Consider the following 21,834-nt stretch of genomic DNA (forward strand, 5'->3'; position numbering starts at 1 on the left):
TATTAAAAGCGTTTTTAAACGCTATCTAAACGTTTTTAAACGCTATTAAATAGTTTGGGTGATAGTAGAATTGCAAGAACTTCGAAAAACCACTCATTTTATTGAAAGGAGGTTGGGAGATTGCTAAGTCTTTGGATGAAGAACCCTGTCGGTGAAGAAGAGCCGTTAAAAAGCGATTCGGTTCGACTGAATGCAACTGTTAGTGAGTTGAAGCCCGAGGATATCCCTCTCGCTCCCGATGTGGACTTAGACGCTATAAAGGATGGCGATGATTCGCCGATGGAAATTGTCGTTGAGGTCCCTGTCGGAAAAAGTAAGCGAGGTTGGAATTATCAAGAAGGCTCGTTAAAAGCGATTGTAAACCACGTTCAAAAGCATACGCTTAACGGCTTTCTGGGACATCAAACAGAAGAAGAAGTCAGCAATAGGTTCGTTGAACCAGTCACTCATTGGGTCGGCGCGGTTTACGATGAACAAAATAAAGTAGCTTATTTTCGTGGTGTGGTGGACAAGGACGCTGACAAATTGAAGCGTTGGATCAAGACGAAACGGATTAAGCAAGTCAGTATCTTTGGTTATCCGAAAATCTCAAAGAAGGTATCTGGTGAGGTTGATGTCATTGATTATCGTCCTCTCTCGATTGATTGGACTCCACTTGATCGCTCAGGGATGCCGACCAGAATTGTCGCTATCGGTGAGATGGATGAAATAAATCAAATTATAGGAGGAAATGAAACTATGACTTGGAAAGAACTTGTCGAAAAATTAAGAGCAATGCTACAGAGCGAAGAAGTAACGCTCTCGCAAATTGTGGCTGCTCTTGGTGTGGATGTAAAGCAATTAGCTGGCGAAATGGAATCGGATTGGGTAAATGGGTTGAATGGCGACTCTACTCGATTGAAGAGCTTGGAACAAATCCTTCAAGGTGTGTCGGGTGAAATGGAAGTTGATGAACTGGCGAAACAAGCTGTTGAAGCGTTGCAAGCTAAACGTCAAGCGGATCGCAACGCTGTCATTTCAGAAGTAATCAAAGAAAAAGTAACTGGCGAGATGGCTCAAGGGTTAGTCCTGAAGATGATCAACCCCAGTGAAGATGCAACGAAAGAGCAAATCGCTGGCGAAGTTGAGGAGTTGCTCAAAGACGAGACGGTCAAGAGTGCTTTAAGTGCTCATTTTGTTTCATCTACTCCGATTGTCGGAGAGATGAATAATCCGAACAACCCGAACGCGAGCAAATATACCAAAACTCGTAATAGCTCCATTTAATTAAAAAGAAACCAGAAAGGTAGTGAGAAACATGCAAGAAATGCGTTCTGTTCCAGTTAAGACGTATCACGGTGCGAGGGCGAAAATCTCGGACGGTAAAAGTATTGTCGTTACGGTTCCGCCGAACACAAAAATTGAAAATGCTCAATTTTATGTGCTTGAAGGTTACTTCGGTGCTGCGTTTGGTAGTGTTGAGACAAAGGCTGGTGAGCAAGCTGAGTTAACCCTCAACATCGAACAAGCTGAATATGAGACTGACCAGTTAAAATCGGGCAATGAGTTCGAAAAAGGTGCTATCGTCTATTTTGACGAAGAAGCAAAGGTCTTCACTGTTGAAGAAGAAGGTAATAGAAAAGTTGGCCGCGTGTCTGAGGCAAAAGATGCTAATGGGGTTATCCTGTTCATCTTAGGTCCACAAATTTAATTAAACATTTATTTAAGAGGAGGTTTTGACATTGGCTAGAATTTGGAGTCGTGACGCATTGTTGGAAGATCGCCGTAAAGGTACTCATCAAAGCAATGTGTCTTACAAATTAAATGGTGTGCAAAATGAAGTTGAAAAGAAAATCGTCAACGGCGAGATGGAAACGGTCGAGCTTGCGGTTCCGATTGGTGAAATGATGTCAAGTGACACAGCACGAAAAGAACTTATGAGGAAAGTGGTTCTTGATGTTGAAATGGGACGTGAGCAAGTGCCTATTCTTTATCGTGCGATTTATGACATGATCAAGGATTCTAACTTTCCGCGTGACTTTAAAGCGAAATGGGCACAACGAGGCGCGGTTGTTTTTAATGAACACTTTGAAGGTGCTGAAGTTAAATTCGGAACCCTTTCAGCTGAAGAAGGTCCTGTCGTTTCGATTAAAGGCTATACAGCTGGTTTCGAATATACGAAGGAAATGCAAGAGTTCAACGAAACTTTCAACTTTGAGTTGTTGAACAAGGCATTCGGTGAGGCCCATCATGCGATCCTTAATCACTTGCATCTCTCTCCTATCTTTAAGTTTGGTTACAAAGCTGTTAACAAAACGGCTGCTAAGTATGTTGATCCAGCTGGTAAAAAGATAGAAGGTCAAAGTGGCAGCCATTATCTTTTGAGTTTAAGAGAAAGCATTCGTCAAGGGTTAAATGACGCAAGGGGCAAAAAGCGTCCGCCTACTATTCTACTTGCGAACCCTGTCCATCAAGAAGACATCCGCGATGCGATTGGTAGTTTTGCCGTTGGTGGTGGAACGTATCGTCCGCTTGAAGGTATTCGCGACCTTGTATTTTATGAAGGATGGGAAGGTCAAGTCGGAAAGAAAGTGACGTTGTACGAAGGGGTTCCAGAAGACAAAATCTACTTGATCCGACCGAAGAAAGGTTTTAAAGAGATTATCAAACAAGACCTTGAAATCAATTCAAGCATGGGTGATATTACTCGTTTGGTAGAAAGTCAAGTTGTCGGAGACTTTTGGCGTGCGGTGTTCGCTGCTGTTGAAGAAAATGTTCAAGAAGTTACTCTTCCGGCACAATCTTAATAGTTTGAAGGCGAGTGGTAATCTATGAAAGCGACTGTTGAATTGCAAGAAAGATTACGCTTAATGCTGAATGACAGAATTCCGAAAGGTGGCTCTGAAGAGGATGCTACCTTTTCTAATGCGGAAATTGTCAACCTTTTAGAAGAAGCGACAACCATTTATAAAGGTGCTGCTGTCGGTTGGACCTTAAAGGCGGCGTTATTGCAAGGCGACATCGAGAGTTATGGTGTCGGCCAAGAAAAATACGACCTGACCTCTCTGAAAGACCAGTACGAGCACGCTCTTGCTATGGCGAAGCAATATAGTGTCTTAGCTTTAGAGCAAGAGGAAACTGCCACTGGTAGCCGAAGGAGTGGTCGAATGTTAAAGGTGAAGCGTCCGAGGGTGCTTTAAAATGTTGGCCCGAATGAGAAAACGTCATATCCGTTGGTCGATTAGTCAAGACCCGACGACGATAACTATTAAACAAACAGGGCGAGTTCGCTCAGGTGGAGGGTTTAGAGAGATTGACGAACTACTCCCTCCTATTGTCGTAAGGATATTCCGATCTAATAACAATCAAATCAAGCAAGTGTCTGAGTTGGCAGGAACTAAACAACTTGACGGAGTTTGGTCTATGCTGCTCGATGATGCTTCTAATTTCCAAACGGGTCCGAATATCAAAAATATGTTTGAAGTTGAGGGTGTTGGCAAATTCGAAGTTAAAGCCCTTTATCCTAATGTAGTTAACGGCGAATATGTCGGCGCTCTTTGTGAATTAGAAAGGGTGATGTGATGGTGAGCAAGAAAATCACTACCCTGTTACTTGTCGTTGTGATAACAATGACACTTTGGTTTTTGGGGAGTATCTTCGCTGGCGATCCATACGAGATATTGGTAAGGTTCGTTGTTGTTTACATCATCATTAAGGAGTTACGCCCTTTTGAGGAGGAATTGTCATGACTTTTAAATCAGGAGCACCTGAGTTTCTGGCACGTAAAAAGGCAGCGACGTTCGCTCTCCTTCAAAATCATGCAGGGGCTATCGAGCGTCATGCTAAATCGCACGCATCATGGAATGACCGAACTGGTCATACCAGACAAGCGATTCATTCTGGTGTCGATAATGATGGAGATGAACTGGTTTTATACCTGTCACACGGTCAAGAAACAGGGAATTACATGGAGGAAGGTACAGGTTTACATGGTCCGCGTAAACAATCGTACACTATTAAACCTAAAAACATGAAAGCTCTCCATTGGATCGGCGGGAATCATCCTGTTAAAGCGGTGACTCACCCCGGTATTAAGGCTAGGCCGATAATCGACCCTACGCTTGATGCTAATATGCCTAAGGTGAGAGATTCATTGAAAAAGTTTTGGGGTGCTATTGGATGAGAGAAGCAATCAGGTTACATCTTATTGAAAATATTCCTGAAATCAACGAGCAATGTTTCGAACCTCATGCAGCTGGTGAAGGTGTTGATCCTCCCTATCTTGTGGTGAGGCAAGGGACAGACGTTGAAGATTCGCCTTGGGCTGGTTTTCGCCAAATCATTGAAGTTTGGCCGTATCTTAAAAAGACTAGCTTCGGTGATCTTGATAAGTTGAATAAAAAGGTCATCGAAGTTTTGGATCAACAACTCCTGACGACTGAAACTGGCGAGGTATTCTCGTGTCTTTATCAAGGTAGTGTCGGGGGCGATGATGTTGTCGACGAATGGGACGCTATTACGCGTGGGCTACGGTTCGCGGTCGTCGCTATACATCATGTCAATAAAACGGAAATGCAAGGTGATCCGTGGGTTGAAGCGACAGCGAAATGGTCTGAGGGAATATTGGGTGACAAGTGGACGGTTTACAGAGATATCCTCCCTCTCGGTTATCAACGCCCTGCCCTTCTGTTGAGGTTAGGTGGTTTAGAGACTGAGCAACGGAATAGGTCTTTGTTCGAAGTTCGCAAACAAGTCATTGGCCACTTTTTCGGGAGTGATGCACAAGAGCAGATTTTGGGAGCTGCTTTAATCACGGAGGCTTTGGCTGAAGCGATTAAAATTCCTTTGTCAATTGAAGATAGACGGTTCCTCACGGTGCAAAATCCACGCTTAAATGCTGGTGCTAATGCAATCACAAACGGACAATTGAACGTGACTTTTAAGCGAACGACAAGTCGTATCAGCCAAGAAGTCACACCGATTAGAGAAATATTCAATAGATTTAACATTCATTAAAAACGAGGTGATTGAAGTGAGTGAGAATAAGCAAACAAAAAAGAAGGAAACGGTCGAGCCTACCTATAAGCTCGAACAGTTTGCTCAGAACGCTCGTAAACTTTTTTCTGTTCCTCCAGAAGTTGTGATCGGTGCTTTATCTGGTGTGAACAAAGCAGAGTTTACAAAAGTAGAAGTTGAACAAAAGGTTCAACAATTTATGAAAAGGAAGGTGAAATAAGATGGCTAGTGGAACATGGAGTGAATTTGATATTCCTGAACGCGCTGGTTTTTATATGCGTTTAAAGGCAAGAGCTTTAGCTGCCATCCGTCCCGGTAATCGTGGGACTTTAGCGATTCCAGTTCGAGCGAATTGGGGTCCGATAAAAGAAGTTGTGAAGATTACTAGCGAAGCGGACATTTTAAGATATTTCGGTTCTGATAGAGGAGATTTCACGGCTTACAAGGCGCTTCGTTTAGCGTTAGTAGGGCAACCGAGAGACATTCTCGCTTATCGTCTTGATGATGGCTCTGCGAAGCAAGCGAACGCGTCAGTTAAAAATAACGAAGGTGCTGAGGTCGGGACGCTGCGAACTAAATATCCAACGGAAAAGCCGTTCAATTATTCTGTGCAGGATGACATTGTAGACTCTGATTTGCAGACCCTTTCTCTTTATGAAGGGACAAGACGGATTTATACAGTCAACTTCGCGAAAGGTGACATCGAAGATTTTGCGAATGTTATCAATGGTGATCAAACGAACGAGTGGGTTATTTTCAATAAAAAGAATGGCGCTGAAGGTGACATCGAAAATGTTGCTAATGCTCCCCTTTCGTCTGGTGACGCGGGTGTCTCTGGTATCACCAATGCAGATTATATCGACGCGATGCAAGTGTTTGAAACACGTAAAATTCATGCTTTTGCGCTGGATGGAGTTGCCGATTCAAGCTTGCAAACATCGGTAAAGGCTTGGGTTGAACGACTACGTTCTCATGGAAAGAAAGTCATTGCTTATGTCGGTGGGTCATTGGATGACACACCGAGTGAAGCTGACGAACGCTCGAAGCTTTTTAATAGCGAGGGCATGGTTAATGCTACAGAGAACGCCGTCTTTGAAGGTGAATGGATTTCGAGTGCCTTTGTAGCGTGTTGGGCTGCTGGATTTTGTACAGGTCAACAACTGAGTGAAAGTCCTACTCATGCGGACACTCCTTTCACTGAAATCAAGCCTATTCGAAAACATGATGAAGTATTAAATGGATTGCGTTCAGGCTCGTTCATGTTAACGTATGACGACGATGAGAACGTCATTGTTGAAAAAGGGATCAATACCCTTACATCGTTGACTGATGAACAGAATAACGCATGGCGCTTCATCAAGACTGTGCGTATTATGGACGCGATCGACTTGGATTTATCTGCTGAGTCTCACCAGAAACATACTGGTAAGGTTCCGGGCAATTCAGATGGGCACGCGGCCATTATTTCGGCTTATAAAAATTATTTCGCTCTTATTAGTCCGACGCTCGTTGCATCCGACTATGTGGTGGCGATTGACGAAGAGTTACAACGAAATGCTGAAGGTGATCAATTGTTCTGGTATTGGGATGCTCGTGTAATCAACAATGTCGAGCGTATCTACGGAACTGGTCATGTTCGATACTAAAGGGGGTAAATGACGATGCCAATGGATACTGATCGTCTGATAAATGGTTCGTTTGGTGAACTATGGGAAGATGGACAATGGCTTGATAATGTCGATAGTGTTACGGCTGAGGTTGCCATTGAAAAAATAAACGTTAAGGTGGCAGGAACACGTTGGGAGGGTCATAAAGTGATTGGTCTGTCGGGAACTGGTACAGTTTCCGGCTACAAAGTCACTTCTAAAATGATCCAGCAACAAATTTGGGCTGCTGGTGATCGTGGGGTTCCGACCACTACTGAATTAATCGCGAAACTTGATGACCCTGAATCTTACGGTCATGAGCGAGTTCGTTTGCTTAACGTTAAATATGACAAAGTAACGCTTGCAAACTACACCGTCGGAGAGGTAGTGAAAGAAGAAACTCCTTTCACCTTCACTAGATTCGAGTTATTAGACCCGATTGAAGCTTAATTAAAAACCGTTTAAATACAATTTGAGGAGTGTTTGAAAATGACGACGAAGCTAAACGAAACGCAAATTTTAGATAAATTATTTAATGCAAGTGAATCTGTACCAGAAAGGACAGTCTCGATTAAACGTATCGGGCTGTCTTTTACTATTAAAGGGCTTAAAGCTGGGACTATCGAAAAGCTGCAAAAACGCTATACGCATAAACAACGTGTACGAGGTGAAGAAACTGAGGAGCTTGACCGCCCTGCGTTCAACCGCGCTCTGATTGTTGATGCCACGAAAGCGATCGGCGGAGATGAAAAGGTAAAATGGGATAACGGTGCGTTGAAAGATAAATTTAAAGCTTCTAGCGGTCAGGAAGTCCTGAAGCGTGTCCTTTTAGCTGGTGAGATTAGTCAATTAGCTGATCAGGTCATGGATTTATCAGGTTTCTACGACTATGCCGAGGAGGACAATGAGGCAAAAAACTCATCCGAGGACAAGGAATAGGCTTCCTTGTCTGGGAGGCTTCTAAAGCTCTCAATAAACGACCGAGTGAAATCTGGAACCTCCCTCCCGAGGAAAAAATATTTATTTTCGAGGGCGTTAAGTACGACCTTGAACGAAAAGTTAAGGAGGGAGGTATAAAATTTGGCTAACGAATTGTATAGGTCCGAGATAGTCATTGACGTAAATGACGAAGAGGCTATCAAAAGGATTAAGCAAATTGAGGAGCGAGTCAATTCGACTTTGGATAAGTTACAAAAGCAAGGGAAAGACCTATCCAAGATGGAAGTGAAGCCCACTATTTCAGCGGACGACAAAATGAAAGATGTTCTGGACAAAGCTGAAAAGCAAGGCAAGGAACTGTCCAAAATGGACATCAAGCCTACTCTTTCGGCGGACGACAAGATGAATGATATTTTGGACAAGGCTGAAAAGCAAGGTAAGGAACTGTCCAAAATGGACATCAAGCCTACCCTTTCGGCGGACGACAAGATGAATGATATTTTGGACAAGACTGAAAAGCAAGGCAAGGAACTGTCCAAAATGGACATCAAGCCTACCCTTTCGGCGGACGACAAGATGAAAGACATTTTGAACAAGACGGAAAAACAAGGTGAAAACCTATCTAAGATGGACATCAAGCCTACTCTTTCCGTCAAAGACGATCTATCTGCAAGGGTTCAAAATAGCGAAAGAAAGCTGAGGAGATTAAACTCTCAACGTGCTAACCCGATTATTTCTGCTTACGATCGAGCGACAGGTGTGTTGAGAAGAATCACTCAATATATGGGTCGCCATATTTTGGGTGCTAGAATGCTGACGATTGTTGCTAGTGATCGTGCAACTCCTGTCATGCAGAGGGTTGCTTCTTACGCAAGGCGAATACTTGCACGCGGCTATAATGTCACGGTTCGTGCGATTGATATAGCAACAAAGACTGTCGGGCGAATTGCTTCCTTTGCGAAATCTGCTATACCGCGATACAGGGATTTTACAATCCGTGCTATTGACGGAGCTTCAAGGATGATCGGCACGATCAAACGTGCTTTGTTCTCCATCCCTACTCTCATTACGGTTGCTTTGACGGTCGTTGGTGTCGGGAAACTTTCTGATGCCACGGTCGGGGCTGCGATGAATTTTGAGCAATACGAAGTTTCAATGCGTCACTGGTTGGACGGTAACGTCGAAAAAGCGAAAGAGTTAGTTGGTTGGATGGGTCAGTTCGCTGATACCACTCCTTTCTCCACTCCTGACCTCTTCCCTGCGTTAGCTTCAGGTGTTGGGATTACAGGTGGAGACGTAACGGAAGCTCAACGGATGCTTAAGATCGCTGCTGATATGGCTGCGTTGACACCGGGCCGAACTGTGTCCGATGCGATGGACGCACTCGGAAACTCTCAGATGGGAAATTTCGAAATGATGAAAGGTTTCGGAATGCGTATCTTGAAAGAGGATTATGACGCAATGGGCGGATGGTCTGGGTTTCTGGATAAAGTCGAGAGTAATTTCCTTGATGGTGCGAAAAAACTTTCTGAAACGTCAGCTGGTATTTTAGCGACGTTAAAGGGCTATAGAAGTTCTATCATGCGTTCTATGGGTGAAGGATTTTTAGACCCTATGAAACCTAGATTGGATGCAATCAATCAATGGTTGGCGAACAACCAAGAAACTTGGGGACGATGGAAAAACACCGTTAAAACAATGGGTGAAGAAGCTTCTGAATGGCTTTTTGGTAGCTTGGAAAAAGGCTTTTCGTACATTCGGGATAACTATCTTGAAAATGACACTTTCAAAAATTTAGACTTTGGTGGAAAAGTAAGTTTTATCATGGATGACCTGAAAGTTTGGTGGGAAAAATCAGGTCGACCAGTTGCTGAGGAAATCGGTATTTTCCTTGGTAAAACGATTTATAAAGGCATCACCCTTGGTATGAAGGAAGGAATCAAAGGTATTGGAGCCTCTTGGTTGAACTTCTTTCAAGAACCTAGCCTAGAGAGTTTTGGTGGAGCTTCCGTTGCGACGATGATCGGAGCTTCAATAGCGTCTTTGGTCCTTACTCCTTTATTGAAAGGTTTGAGCCTTTTAGGTAAAGGTGCTAAAGGTATATGGGATGTCGGTAAAAAGGCTGCTGGTCTTTTTAAAGGTGGAAAAGGCCCTAAGACCCCGACCCCTAAACAACCGAAGTTACCGAAGAGTCCACCTGTTTATACTCAACCTTGGTTTAATCGCGGTGAACCCCTTAAACAGAATAAGCCTAATGCAAGGGACGCTTCGAGGTTATCGGGTGTCCTTTCTAATTTAGGAAAGACAGCTCAGAGGATTCCAGTCATCGGCGGTGCGTTGGGAGGTCTTACCGCCTTAGCGTCAGGGTTAAAGGGTTGGAAAACCCCTAAGCAACCTCCTGCCTATACTCAACCGTGGTTCAACCGCGGTGAGACGATCAAGGCAAATGTTCCGAATGCTAAGGACCCGTCAAGACTATCTAAATTATTCTCAGGAATTGGTCAAGCTGGAAAGAGAGTTCCGATTCTCGGCACGGCGTTGAGTAGTTTGGCGATTGCGACGGCTCCTAAAGGTGAAAAAGCTGGTGCTGTCGGTGCTGTCGGTGGTGGTCTTGCGGGTGCTGCTGCGGGTGCTGCTGTTGGCTCGGTTATTCCGGGTGTGGGTACTGCGATCGGCGGAATTGTTGGAGGAATAGCTGGTTCGCTTGGTGGTGAAGCGATTGGCGACTGGTTCAGTGACAACTGGGATTCTATAAAAGCGGGAGCTGCATCGGCAGGAACGTGGGTTGCTGACGAATTTGGCAAAGCGGTGGATTGGACAAAAGATGCTTGGTCCTCTACATCAGATTGGTTCGCTAAAAGTGTTTGGGAACCTGTCTCTGAAGGTGGAAAGAATGTCGGTAAATGGGTTGGAGAAAACTTCGAGAGTGCCAAAGAAGCTATCAGTAGCACGCTGTTTAGTGGCGATTGGTGGTCAAGTCAATGGGATTCAGTGAAGGGGTGGACTTCGAGTAAACTATCCGACACGGCTGCATGGTGGGAAGGTATTAAGCAAACTGCATCCGACACCCTATTTAGTGCTGACTGGTGGTTGGAAAACGCTGGTTTCGTTTATGGTTATTTGGAAGGAACTATATTTAACGGACAATGGTGGGGCCGTCAATGGGATTCGGTTAAAAAAATGGCTGAAGGAACTATTTTTGACGGTGCTTGGTGGTCTCAAAAATGGGATGCTACTGTCGATTGGGCTTCTCAAAAGTGGGATTCTGCTGTAGCGATATGGGAAACTGTTGCTACTACCTTTGCGGAAACCGTCTTTAATGGAGCTTGGTGGCAAGGGCATTGGGATTCTGTTCTTGGTTGGGCTTCTCAAAAGTGGGATTCTGCTGTAGCGATATGGGAAACTGTTGCTACTACCTTTGCAGAAACGGTCTTTAGTGCCGAATGGTGGCAAGGGCATTGGGATTCTGTTCTTGGTTGGGCTTCCGAAAAGTGGGATTCAGCTGTAGCGATATGGGAAGCTGTTGCTACTGTCTTTGCAGAAACAGTCTTTAGTGCTGAATGGTGGCAAGGTCATTGGGATTCCGTCCTCGGCTGGGCTTCCGAAAAGTGGGATTCTGCTGTAGTGATATGGGAAGCTGTTGCTACTGCCTTTGCAGAAACGGTCTTTAGTGCCGAATGGTGGCAAGGTCATTGGGATTCCGTCCTCGGCTGGGCTTCCGAAAAGTGGGATTCTGCTGTAGTGATATGGGAAGCTGTTGCTACTGCCTTTGCAGAAACAGTCTTTAGTGCCGAATGGTGGCAAGGTCATTGGGATTCCGTCCTCGACTGGGCCTCTCAAAAGTGGGATTCAGCTGTTGAAATATGGGAAAATGTCAAAACCTCTATCGGTAGCACTTTATTTAACAGTGAATGGTGGTTAGGTAAGTGGGATGATGTTGTAGGTTGGGGAAAATCCAAGTTAGAAGGATTAAGTACCTGGGCATCTGGTTTATGGGAAAAAGTTAGTTCCCCATTCCAGAGCGGTCGCGAGCGAGGAAATCAAGCTGCTACTGCTTATGCTAACGGTGGTTATATCAACCGCCCGCATTTAGGTTTAGTTGGTGAGGCTGGTCCAGAAATGATTATCCCTCTTTCTTCTGGAAGACGAGCGAGAGCACTATCGTTATGGGAGGAAACAGGAAAGCATTTAGGTGTATCAGCTTACGCTAACGGAGGACTTGTAGGCGGAATGAGAGAAAAGCCTGTGAATCTATATAGATCATACGAAGCTTATCAAGCTCCAACAGGAACCGACGGAGATACTGTGCATTATAACAATGTATCTCGAAATAATGAACTAACTGTCAATGTTGGTGGTGTTAACGTCACTGTTCAAGTGGGAGAAAAAGTAGATTACGAAAAAATAGCTGAAGAGTGTGGTTGGCGAATTGCTAACGCTGTTAAAAAGGCGCTTGAGAATCGCTAATTTGGAGGTGAGAATAGTGGATTTTTTTTGATAGCACCCGACGGGAAAAGACTTCAATTACCAGTTAACCCATCTCTTGTGCAAATTAATAGAATGAAAAAATTCGAAACAATAAGCATTATGAATTTAGGAGAAGTTGATTTCACGGATGGTGGCAAGTACATCAATGAAATTCACTTCTCTTCTTTTTTCCCATCTTTTTACGATGGAAGTTATTGCAAATACGCAAATATCCCTAAACCTCAAGATGCTATGCAACAAGTAACGAAGTGGATGGACAGCAAGGAGCCTATTCGTTTAATTATTACAGAAACGCCTATAAACATGCTGGTGAATCTAGCGTTTCATAATTCCGAATACAAGGGTGGCGAACCGGGCGATATATACTTTGACCTTTCGTGTCGGACTTATAGGACTGTCAAGGTTAAGAGTAAACAAGTCACAGTTAAAAAGGTGACTACTCGACCTGATACAAAGCCCAAACCAAAGAATTACACGGTTAAGTCGGGTGATTCACTTTGGAAGATCGCTGCCATGAAACAACATTATGGTGCTGGTTCTCGTTGGCCTGAGATTTATAACAGAAATAAAAGTGTGGTCGGTAAAAATCCGAACTTGATTTATCCGGGTCAAAAGCTGGTGATACCGTGATTGAACCGGGCTTAAATAATTACGATGTTATTCTTGCTAATCGCCACCACTTAAAGGAGCTAGTGAAAGGGATTTGGATGTCCGACTCCCTTTCGCAAATTGCTTATCAAGCGGATGTATCGCTCGTTGTGACAGATGAATTAGCGAAAATAGGAATTGACAACGGCCAAGAAATTAGAGTGAGCGGAACACCTTTCGGAAAAACGAACATGGTGCATCTCCTCCATCCCGGTGTCGTATGGGATTTAGATAGCGTCACAACAGGAACAAAAGATTTGAGGGTTACGATATACGACCGCACGATATTTTTGCAAGAAAGCGAAGATGAATATTACTTCCCTTCAGGTAGGACAGCTTCTCAGCGCTTGCGGAAGTATGCGAGTGATTGGGGCATCCCTTTAAGTCGTGTGCCGGACACGAGGGTTTCTCTCGCGAAAACAGTGTATAGGCCACAAAGTTTGTGGTCTATGATTGAATCAGATTTAAAAGAGACCGTGAAAAAAGGCGGAGCGATGTACAGAGCTAGGATGACCCCTAGCGGATTGGAGCTATTTGAAATCGGTAGTAATTCGCGGGTGTGGATATTGGAATCTGGTCAAAATATCATTGAGGTCGGGCAGAATCGAACGTTGCAAGGGGCTGTCACGAGAGTGAAAGTTGTCGGAAAGGCAGAAGATGGACAACGCTCCCCTCTTATCACAACGGTTTCTGGTGATGTTGCGAAGTATGGGACATTACAAAAAGTGCTGCAAGACGATAAAATCACAACCGTTACTCAAGGTAGGACGGCCGCAAGAGATATGCTGCGTGGTGTTGAGGAAACATTCCGCGTTGTCGCTCTTGATATAAACGAAATTAGAGCTGGTGACACTGTAGAGCTTAATAAAAAGAACTTGATCGTAACTAGCGTGTCAAGAACGCTAGGAAGTCCGGGAGAAATGAGTCTTAGTTTAGCTTCGAAAAACTATGTAAAAAGGAGGTTTTATCTTGAGTGATCCATTTTCAGAATTGGCGGATACAATTGATCGTCATGTTGGTAAAAGGTCTAAGTCTGCGACGTTAGGGATACCGAGCGTCTTGGGTACGATTACTTCGAGTGGTGTTAAATTAGATGACTTCAAGCATCCGATCACCGACCCTTTATATTCTCAAGGCCTTCGCTCTACTCTCAGGAACGGCGATCGTGTCCTTTGTGTGTTGGTTAACGGTGGTAATGATACGGTGATTGTTTGTGCGGTGGCGAGGTCATGAGTGATAACTTATTCCCTGTCGAGTTTGATTCTCCTATGTTGGAGACTGAAGAGAATCTGAATGACACCGAACCTAAACGTACTTACGCTTTTGATTTTGAAAAAGGCGAATTTATTAAAACTGCAAGTGGTAGAGTAAAGATGATTTCGGATGTGGACGCTTATGTCCAGTGGTGTTATAAAGCTCTATCCTCGAAGCGTTATAAGCATTTAGCTTATTCGACTGATTACGGACAAGAATTTGATGATCTAATCAAATCAGGTTTACCTCAATTAGTTATAGAATCCGAAATCCAAAGAATTGTTTCGGAGACTTTGATGGTGAATGCTGAGACGGTATCGGTAGATAACTTCTCATTCAATTGGGAAGGCGAAAAAGTATTTTATGAGTGTGAAATAATCACAACATTCGGTGATGTGGCGACTATTAGAGATGTTATCGAGGAGGTGATTTGATGGAGCCTAAAGAGCTTATAGTCCCTCCCTTTTTACGAGAGACAGAAGATGACATTCACGAGCGTATGAGGCAAGGAGCGCCTCCAGACATCAATGTGGATGAAGGTGATATCTTCTACGACACAACAAGACCTACGGCTATCGAAGTGGCTGAAATGACTGAGTTCAAGCTAGTGGAATTGTTACGACTGGCCTTTCCTCAAACTAGTTACGGCACGCATCTTGAGTGGTTGGCTGAAATGCAAGGGCAAGAAAAAAGAGCTGCTACTAAATCGTCGGGTCGCCTTCGTTTCGAAGGTGATGAAGGCACGATGATTCGTCGAGGGTCTCTGGTATCAACTGAATCGGACGAAGACTTCCGAGCTATCGAGTACGAAGTAAGGGAAACGAGGACGATCGGTAGTGATGGATTTATATATGTGAGAGCTGAAGCTATTCAGTCTGGGAGTTCAGGAAACGTCCCTCCCTCCGCTATTCATATTTTAGTAGAGCCTATCGATGGGGTTACATCCGTAACCAATGATGAACCTTTCACTGGAGGTACGGATGAAGAAGACGACGATTCTTTGCGAAGGCGGATTATTTCCGACCGTCAACAACCACCGCTATCAGGAGCTAAAACAGATTACAAACGTTGGGCTGAAGAAGTTCCGGGAGTTGGTAACGCTATAGTCATTCCTGGTTGGAACGGACCGAATACCGTAAAAATCATTGTGCTGGATGCGAATGGTATGCCTGCTAACGAGGCGCTTGTTGAAGCTGTCCAAGAGCATATAGACCCTATAAAGGGTGATGGCGATGGATTGGCTCCTATCGGTTCTTTTGTTACCGTTGTTTCTCCTTCTTCAAAGACTATTAATATAGCGTTTAAAGTTGTTTTAAATGATGGTTATAGCATTGAAGATGTGGAGTCCCCTCTACGTGAACAACTGAGTGATTTCTTCATGAACTTAGTTGTGGGTAGTAGGATATTTTTGAACGAAGTTGGTTCGCACATAATAAGAATTGAAGGTATTGCTGATTACGAAGATCTGATGATCAACGGTGAAGCGAAAAACGTTCAGCTGCAAGACGATGAGGCAGCGATACTCGGGGGAGTGGTTATCTCATGAAACTAACGAGTGAAAGCGGAAAACAAATGCTTTCTTACGTCTCCCCTATTTATCATCATAGCCGTGTGATGGGTTCGATATTCGAAGCTAACGGCAAAGAAATAGATTTAATGAAACATAATTTTGAGGAAATTAAACTTCAGCTTTTCCCTCAAACAGCTACATGGGGCCTTCGTTATTGGGAGGATTCAGTCGGGATTGAAGTAAATGAATATGTTTCGATTGAACAACGGAGGCGAGCTGTCATATCAAAATTGGCAACTCGCTTTCCTATTACAAAAAATCGCTTTAAGAGAATTGTTTCTAGCCTTTCGAATGCGAAAGTTGATATTGAATTCATTGAAGACGGCCATTTTATCACATGGTTCAGCAATGAGAATGAAAAAATAATAGATTTAATGAGGGTTCCAGAGAGAGCTGAAGAGATTAAACCAGCTCACTTGATTTGTGATTTAGGAGTGATGCACTCGACAACTCTTGAGGTTGCTTCGAGTGATAAAGTACCTATTTACTCCCTGCCGTTGGTGAATCGGGTCATTACAGGTCAGCATCCAGATAAAGCCCATCTTGGAAAAATTGAAGATGCTTCGCTGAATGTTGTTAGCTCTGGCGATGGAAGGAAAAGAGATTACAAACTTGTTGGTCATTCTGTTTCTGGTTCGGACAAGGTTAAGAGTAATCTCACTCGATACAAAAATGCTGTAGTTGGGGTTGCTTCAAGAGGCAGGTCCACTACTTATAACCACTTCCTTACAGGTCAGGTTATCACTGGTGAGCATTGGAAGATTGGTCGAGCGTTTGATAGAACGGTAGAAATGAAGGTTGGTAGTTATGTGACTTCGAGAGACTACCCGATGACAAACGAGCTTCTGGTCGGTTTATCCCCTCATGTTGCCACATTAGGGAGTGTCGCTTCGAGCTTTACTGAAGTAGCGTCGAAAAGTTATGGAGTGCGAAGAGACTATAAAATTTGTGGAGTTGCTTACTCTTCCGAGGAGGTGAGCGCATGATTACAAGTGCTGGTATAAGAACGTTGGGTGAATTTTTAGTCAATAACGTATCTCACGGTCAATATAGAATTGGTTCGCAATGGCACAATGTCGAGGTCTTTCAAACAAAACAAACAAGTAACGATCAAGTCATTATCTACTTGAATTTAGATGATACAGTGAGTGGCACGATATCAGGTAAACGATTGATCCAACAGGATGGAACAGTTTTCGATGAACAGCCTGAAAATATTAGTAAACCACGGACGAAAGGGCTATTGTTAGCGTTTCGATACAGATTACGGGAGGTGGAAGACGAAATATGAGAACATTTTTTAGAGATCATATAGTGGATGAAGTGACTGAAGAGGTTCTTCAGGAAGGAACGCCGTTAAGTGCCAATGTCCTAAATAACGGCGAGGAACGCACTGAGGAAGCTCTTCAAATCGGTATGTCGAGCGTCCAAGAAATCCTTCAGTTAAAGCGTCATAAAGAGAATGCTGAAGTGGAAATCAAACAAGTGACTCTCAACAATTCTCAAGCCTACCCCTTCAATAATTCAAGGGTCACAGTAGCTTTAGGTAAAGAAAAAGTTAATCTCTCATATGAGGTACACTGTGAAGTTTTGAGTTCTTCAGGAGGAGAAGTCGGAGAATTAAAAGTTACAGATAAACAGGTCAATGGATTCAAAGTAGAGTTTACTGGCAGCGCGAGCCAAGTTGTCATTCGCTATTTTGTCAGAGGAGGAATGAAATAATGAATGTTATCGAAAAAAACGAAGGTCAGAAAATAGATTTTGAGGTTATTAGCGGTAGTTTGGTGAGTTTCAGAGGTGAGTTGTTTCTTGATCTCTCTCGTTACGAACGCGATTATGATGTCACTATCGACATTTCGGAGAATCATTTCGGCATGTTGATGATGGGAGTTTCCAATAGATATGTCGCTCAAATTGAAATCCCTGCGTGTGAATATGAGGAAGTTGAAATTCCTGAAGAGGAAATCGACGATGATGAAGAAGGTTCTGACAGAACAAAGCTAGTACCTAAGCCTTTTGATTTAGAGAATGTCACATTAGTTTTATGGGGGATTGAATAATATGAATAACTTTGATGCTTTGAAACTGGCGGTCGAATCAATGAGTGGCGGTAAAAACACGGTCGTTTTAGATAATATCGGGATGCCTTCGATAGTTTATAGGGTTCAGAGATTTAACCTTAGTGACATCGAGGCTGGAGCGCCTAACAGACCTCACGATATGTTCATAGTCAACGGTGAAGTTGTTGACGCAATCGGGATTTCGAAATTCCAAAATATCGTTGTAAATGATCGTGCTTATAGTCTCCCTTTAAAGGACCCTCGTGTCTCTATAAATTTCGAGCAAGCTAAGGCTGCTTGTGCTGCTAAAGGTGGAACTTGGCACTTGATGACTACTGCTGAGTGGGCTGGTTTGGCGTTGTGGAGTAAGAAAAATGGAACGATGCCTCACGGAAATAATGATTATGGTGGAGATATCACTCACAAGCACGAACGAGGGATTGAAACTCATAAAGATGGAGATAGGACCGGTCGGGTGGCTACTGGATCAGGTCCAGCTACTTGGTCTCATGACCATACTAATGAAGGTATATTTGACCTTAATGGTAACGTGTGGGAATGGACAAACGGTCTGAAAATTGTTGATGGAATTGCTCATATAATGCAAAACAATAATTATAATGACCCTGAAAGTCAATGGATCAACACTGGCGTAGACATAACTGCTGGAATGACTTCTGGGCAAAGAATTACAGCTACTAGAAAAGGTTCTATCCCTAATGCAAATGATATGTTATGGGATGGGTTGGCGATTCCAGAAACTCTTAGTAGCTCTGGTTCAGAAGAATTTGGACAAGACTATTATGCGTTTAATCGCGAAGGTGAGCGCCTTCCGCTTCGCGGGGGCAGATGGATCGATGACGTGCGTGCTGGTGTGTTTGCCTTGCACCTCGCCCACGCCCGCTCCAACTCGACTTCGAGCGTTGGTTTCCGTTCTGCTGTGGTTTTGTAATCTGTTATCTGAAAATCTGTTAAGGGCTGCGGTAGCGGCCCTTTGCTTTTAAAACATGAGGTGCTATATGAAACGAGAAGATTTAATGATTTTGCAAAAGACATACGACATGATTGAATATGCTTATCTTTGTTTGAAGCAATACCCGAAAAGCGAGAGACATACACTTGCAGCGGAGACCAAAAAGAGCATGTATGAGTTGTTAAAATTAATTATTAGAGCAAACAAAAGATATTACAAGAAGACGACTCTTCAAGATATTGATGTCGAATTAGAAAATTTAAGGTATTTAGTTAGGTTGGGTAATTCTTTGGGTTTTATGCCATTCAAAAAGTATGAACACCTTTCAAGAAAGATTAATGAAGTGGGTCGGATGCTAGGCGGTTGGTTTAAGTCCATCTCAGAATAATTTACATAGGGATTAGGCCATTTTTGTGAGCGCCTTCCGATTCGCGGGGGCAGATGGAACAATGACGTGCGTGCTGGTGTGTTTGCCTTGAACCTCAACAACGCCCGCTCGAACTCGAATTCGAACATTGGTTTCCGTTCTGCTGCTTATCACTGTCAGAAGTTCAAGGTTCAACGAACCTTGTTCCAGCACGGATGATAAGGGGTCTAATTCCATGCCGATGAAGGCAAAAAACTTTATTGCTGGTAAGTTAGTTAGTAGTTAAAACGAAGGGTAGCACGACCAGTCATCAAGATTATGGAGGACATAATGAAAAGGCTTGGAAATTTATATGAACAGATAATAGATTATGAAAATTTATGGGAAGCTTATCTCAATGCCCGTAAGGGCAAAAGGTTTCGAGGAGAAGTCCTTGAGTTTTCGAATAATCTCGAAGAAAATCTGATACAAATACAAAATGAATTAATCTATAAGACATACGAGATAGGTCGGTACAGAGAATTTCATGTTTACGAGCCGAAAAAACGATTGATAATGTCTCTTCCTTTTAAGGATAGAGTAGTCCAATGGGCGATATATAAAGTGTTAGAACCGTATTTTGATAGACAGTTCATATCAGATTCCTTTGCTTGTAGAAAAGGAAAAGGTTCTCAACAAGCTGCTTCTCGGGTCCAGTATTGGATTAGAAAAGTAGAAAGAACAGGAGCAAGACCATATCATTTGAAGTGTGATGTATCGAAGTATTTTTATCGCATCGATCATCAAGTTTTACTCTCTATGCTGCAAAGAAAAATCAAGGATGATGACTTGATGTGGCTTTTAGAAAAGATTATCTGTTCTGAAGATGTGAATTTTGGCGTTCCGTTAATGGATCATCAATTTGAAGAGGATCGCATAGAGGGAATGGGAATGCCTATAGGTAACTTAACCAGTCAACTTTTCGCGAATCTTTACCTTAACGAGTTGGATCAATTTGTTAAGCATAAGTTGAAGATTAAGTATTATGCGAGATACATGGATGACATGGTGATTATTGATAACGACAAGCAGAATTTGAATGCAATTTTAGAAGATATGGACCTCTTTCTGAGGTTTGATTTGAAATTACTTTTGAATAACAAAACAGCGATTAGACCTACTAGCGATGGTGTTGATTTTGTGGGTTTTAGAATATGGTCGACTCATAAAAAGTTAAAAAAGAAAACGGTAAAGAAAATGAAAAAGCGATTAAAGTATTTACAAAAAGCTTATGCAAGAGGCGAGGTTGAACTTGAGCATATAAAGCCAACGATAGCCTCATATCTCGGACTGATGAAACATGCCGATTGCCATAAGTTGAAAACTAAATTATTGAATGATTTCGTGCTAACTAGAGGCGCTCACTAATGAGTGGCTCTTTTATTTATGCCTGAAAGGAGGTGATGGAAATGGATAAAGGAACGTTGATTCGGACGATTGTGTTGATTCTAGCTTTAGCGAATCAGATATTTGCAATGTTTGGTATCGAGAAATTACCACTTGATGAGGCAGGAGTAACGAATATTGTTGAGCTTGGATATTTGTTATTCTCTGCTGTTTTAACAATTGTTGCTGCTATGATTGCGTGGTTCAAGAACAACTATGTAACTAAAACAGGAAAAAAACAAAAAGAAACATTGAAGAAAGCTGGTCTTACTAAGGCGAAGTAACTATTTCAAAGGAGAGTGAAAGTAATGGTGAAACAAACGACAGAATGCGTATTTTGTGGCAAAGAATTGGAATGGAAACAGGAGTTATTCGCTGAAGGTGGACACGGCGAGCCTGTGTGTGAAGATTGTAAGGGGGATGAATGATTATGAAGAAAATCAAAATATTCATTGATCCGGGTCATGGTGGTAGTGACCCGGGAGCCGTTGGTAATGGGTTGAGAGAGAAAGATTTAACACTTTCAATTGCGAAGGCCTTAAAGAAATACCTTGAACAATACGAAAATGTAGAAGTTAGATTAAGTCGCGAGGATGATCGAGCCTTAACGTTGAAACAACGAACTGATATGGCTAACGCTTGGGGTGCTGATTACTTCATTAGTGTACATGTGAACGCTGGCGGTGGAACTGGTTTTGAATCCTTCATCTGGAATGGTGGAGTTAGCTCTGCGACGATATCTAACCAAAACGTTATGCACAGTGAAATCATGAAGGAACTGAAAGTCAGGGATCGATTGAAGAAAAGAGCTAATTTCCACGTGGTTCGCGAAACGCGTATGCCTGCCATTCTTCCTGAATTCATGTTTATTGACAATGCCTCAGATGCTAAGTTATTAAAAGACCCTGCCTTTTTAAATAAGTGTGCTAAAGGGATGGAAAATGGTCTTGTGGCGATATTTGGATTAAAGAAGAAAGCGACACCTAAGCCGAGCACGCCGCAACTAAGCAACTCGACGCATACCATTGTGAGTGGCGACACCTTCTACGCTTTGGCGAATCGTTACAACACGACGGTTGCTGAGTTGCAACGATTAAACCCTAGTGTAAACCCTAGTGCGTTGAGAATCGGCTCAACGATCGTTGTTTCTCCGAACGTTCAGCACCATACGGTGGTTAGAGGTGATACGGTATCAGCTCTAGGGTTACGATACGGATCAACTATCAACCAGATAAGAAACTGGAACAACCTAGATGCGAAATATACCATCTATGTAGGTCAGAAACTACGAGTTAAATAATTAAATAAGGCTACACTCCACTATGCGTGGGGTGTAGCCTTATTTTTGTTTGAAGGACGTTTAAATGGTCTTTAAAGGACACATAATATTCATTCAAATATACAATATCGAGAGAATGATTTTTCTCATTTTGCAAGTCATTTTTTCTCATTTTGCGAGCCGAGCTACA

Annotated in this window: 26 protein-coding genes; all 26 read left to right on the top strand. The window is 43.0% G+C overall.

The window, feature by feature from the left end; translation table 11 throughout:
* The first annotated feature begins 120 nt into the window (after positions 1-120).
* The 26 genes from BALCAV_RS12750 (at position 121) to BALCAV_RS22080 (ending at position 21,665) form a co-directional block, all read left to right on the top strand.
* Entirely contained in the window at positions 121-1,266 is a 1,146-nt protein-coding gene (locus BALCAV_RS12750; RefSeq protein ID WP_003321266.1) for a hypothetical protein, read from the top strand.
* Positions 1,267-1,297: 31 nt separating this feature from the next.
* A complete protein-coding gene (locus tag BALCAV_RS12755) occupies positions 1,298-1,690 on the top strand; it encodes a DUF2190 family protein (RefSeq protein ID WP_003321267.1) in 393 nt (130 codons plus the stop codon).
* A 31-nt stretch (positions 1,691-1,721) separates the two neighbouring features.
* On the top strand, positions 1,722-2,786 hold the full coding sequence (locus tag BALCAV_RS12760; protein ID WP_003321268.1) for a hypothetical protein: 1,065 nt from the start codon (positions 1,722-1,724) through the stop codon (positions 2,784-2,786).
* 24 nt (positions 2,787-2,810) lie between these two features.
* Positions 2,811-3,179 (top strand): hypothetical protein, encoded by a 369-nt coding sequence (locus tag BALCAV_RS12765; protein WP_003321269.1) that lies wholly within the window; start codon positions 2,811-2,813, stop codon positions 3,177-3,179.
* Position 3,180: 1 nt separating this feature from the next.
* On the top strand, positions 3,181-3,561 hold the full coding sequence (locus tag BALCAV_RS12770; protein ID WP_003321271.1) for a hypothetical protein: 381 nt from the start codon (positions 3,181-3,183) through the stop codon (positions 3,559-3,561).
* 163 nt (positions 3,562-3,724) lie between these two features.
* The gene (locus tag BALCAV_RS12775) at positions 3,725-4,162 is read left to right on the top strand and encodes a hypothetical protein (protein WP_003321272.1); all 438 of its coding nucleotides are present in this window, start codon (positions 3,725-3,727) and stop codon (positions 4,160-4,162) included.
* Positions 4,159-4,995 carry a hypothetical protein gene (locus BALCAV_RS12780; protein ID WP_003321274.1) on the top strand — a complete coding sequence of 279 codons (837 nt, stop codon included), beginning with the start codon at positions 4,159-4,161 and terminating at the stop codon, positions 4,993-4,995. Before BALCAV_RS12775 ends, BALCAV_RS12780 begins: the two co-directional genes overlap by 4 nt.
* A gap of 16 nt (positions 4,996-5,011) precedes the next feature.
* Complete coding sequence (locus BALCAV_RS12785; protein WP_003321275.1) at positions 5,012-5,215, top strand: hypothetical protein; 204 nt, start codon at positions 5,012-5,014, stop codon at positions 5,213-5,215.
* 1 nt (position 5,216) lies between these two features.
* Complete coding sequence (locus tag BALCAV_RS12790) at positions 5,217-6,641, top strand: phage tail sheath subtilisin-like domain-containing protein (protein ID WP_003321276.1); 1,425 nt, start codon at positions 5,217-5,219, stop codon at positions 6,639-6,641.
* Positions 6,642-6,656: 15 nt separating this feature from the next.
* Entirely contained in the window at positions 6,657-7,091 is a 435-nt protein-coding gene (locus BALCAV_RS12795; protein ID WP_003321277.1) for a phage tail tube protein, read from the top strand.
* A gap of 39 nt (positions 7,092-7,130) precedes the next feature.
* Positions 7,131-7,580, top strand: coding sequence for a phage tail assembly chaperone (locus BALCAV_RS12800; RefSeq protein WP_003321278.1), 450 nt, complete (start codon positions 7,131-7,133; stop codon positions 7,578-7,580).
* A gap of 453 nt (positions 7,581-8,033) precedes the next feature.
* Positions 8,034-12,047, top strand: coding sequence for a lysozyme family protein (locus BALCAV_RS12805; protein WP_152563050.1), 4,014 nt, complete (start codon positions 8,034-8,036; stop codon positions 12,045-12,047).
* Between the two features lie 27 nt (positions 12,048-12,074).
* A complete protein-coding gene (locus tag BALCAV_RS12810) occupies positions 12,075-12,698 on the top strand; it encodes a LysM peptidoglycan-binding domain-containing protein (protein WP_003321280.1) in 624 nt (207 codons plus the stop codon).
* Entirely contained in the window at positions 12,695-13,693 is a 999-nt protein-coding gene (locus BALCAV_RS12815) for an XkdQ/YqbQ family protein (protein ID WP_003321281.1), read from the top strand. The genes BALCAV_RS12810 and BALCAV_RS12815 overlap by 4 nt, the downstream gene beginning before the upstream one ends.
* On the top strand, positions 13,686-13,949 hold the full coding sequence (locus tag BALCAV_RS12820; protein WP_003321282.1) for a hypothetical protein: 264 nt from the start codon (positions 13,686-13,688) through the stop codon (positions 13,947-13,949). The genes BALCAV_RS12815 and BALCAV_RS12820 overlap by 8 nt, the downstream gene beginning before the upstream one ends.
* On the top strand, positions 13,946-14,404 hold the full coding sequence (locus BALCAV_RS12825; protein ID WP_003321283.1) for a DUF2634 domain-containing protein: 459 nt from the start codon (positions 13,946-13,948) through the stop codon (positions 14,402-14,404). Before BALCAV_RS12820 ends, BALCAV_RS12825 begins: the two co-directional genes overlap by 4 nt.
* Positions 14,404-15,516, top strand: coding sequence for a baseplate J/gp47 family protein (locus BALCAV_RS12830; RefSeq protein ID WP_003321285.1), 1,113 nt, complete (start codon positions 14,404-14,406; stop codon positions 15,514-15,516). Before BALCAV_RS12825 ends, BALCAV_RS12830 begins: the two co-directional genes overlap by 1 nt.
* Positions 15,513-16,526 (top strand): putative phage tail protein, encoded by a 1,014-nt coding sequence (locus BALCAV_RS21240; protein WP_003321286.1) that lies wholly within the window; start codon positions 15,513-15,515, stop codon positions 16,524-16,526. Before BALCAV_RS12830 ends, BALCAV_RS21240 begins: the two co-directional genes overlap by 4 nt.
* Positions 16,523-16,831 carry a hypothetical protein gene (locus BALCAV_RS12840; protein ID WP_003321287.1) on the top strand — a complete coding sequence of 103 codons (309 nt, stop codon included), beginning with the start codon at positions 16,523-16,525 and terminating at the stop codon, positions 16,829-16,831. The genes BALCAV_RS21240 and BALCAV_RS12840 overlap by 4 nt, the downstream gene beginning before the upstream one ends.
* The gene (locus BALCAV_RS12845) at positions 16,828-17,262 is read left to right on the top strand and encodes a hypothetical protein (RefSeq protein ID WP_003321288.1); all 435 of its coding nucleotides are present in this window, start codon (positions 16,828-16,830) and stop codon (positions 17,260-17,262) included. Before BALCAV_RS12840 ends, BALCAV_RS12845 begins: the two co-directional genes overlap by 4 nt.
* Positions 17,262-17,600 carry a hypothetical protein gene (locus tag BALCAV_RS12850; RefSeq protein ID WP_003321289.1) on the top strand — a complete coding sequence of 113 codons (339 nt, stop codon included), beginning with the start codon at positions 17,262-17,264 and terminating at the stop codon, positions 17,598-17,600. Before BALCAV_RS12845 ends, BALCAV_RS12850 begins: the two co-directional genes overlap by 1 nt.
* 160 nt (positions 17,601-17,760) lie before the next feature.
* Entirely contained in the window at positions 17,761-18,552 is a 792-nt protein-coding gene (locus BALCAV_RS12855; RefSeq protein ID WP_235213113.1) for an SUMF1/EgtB/PvdO family nonheme iron enzyme, read from the top strand.
* 67 nt (positions 18,553-18,619) lie between these two features.
* Positions 18,620-18,961: a diversity-generating retroelement protein Avd gene (gene avd / locus BALCAV_RS12860; protein ID WP_004428952.1), complete on the top strand. Its 342-nt coding sequence runs from the start codon at positions 18,620-18,622 to the stop codon at positions 18,959-18,961.
* Between the two features lie 309 nt (positions 18,962-19,270).
* Positions 19,271-20,347 (top strand): reverse transcriptase/maturase family protein, encoded by a 1,077-nt coding sequence (locus BALCAV_RS12865; RefSeq protein ID WP_003321291.1) that lies wholly within the window; start codon positions 19,271-19,273, stop codon positions 20,345-20,347.
* Positions 20,348-20,388: 41 nt separating this feature from the next.
* Positions 20,389-20,649, top strand: coding sequence for a phage holin (locus BALCAV_RS12870; RefSeq protein ID WP_003321292.1), 261 nt, complete (start codon positions 20,389-20,391; stop codon positions 20,647-20,649).
* 146 nt (positions 20,650-20,795) lie between these two features.
* Positions 20,796-21,665, top strand: a complete 870-nt coding sequence (locus BALCAV_RS22080; RefSeq protein ID WP_040323992.1) for an N-acetylmuramoyl-L-alanine amidase family protein — start codon at positions 20,796-20,798, stop codon at positions 21,663-21,665.
* Positions 21,666-21,834 lie beyond the last annotated feature (169 nt).

Source organism: Alkalihalobacillus alcalophilus ATCC 27647 = CGMCC 1.3604 (assembly GCF_000292245.2).
GTDB classification, from domain to species: domain Bacteria; phylum Bacillota; class Bacilli; order Bacillales; family Bacillaceae_D; genus Alkalihalobacillus; species Alkalihalobacillus alcalophilus.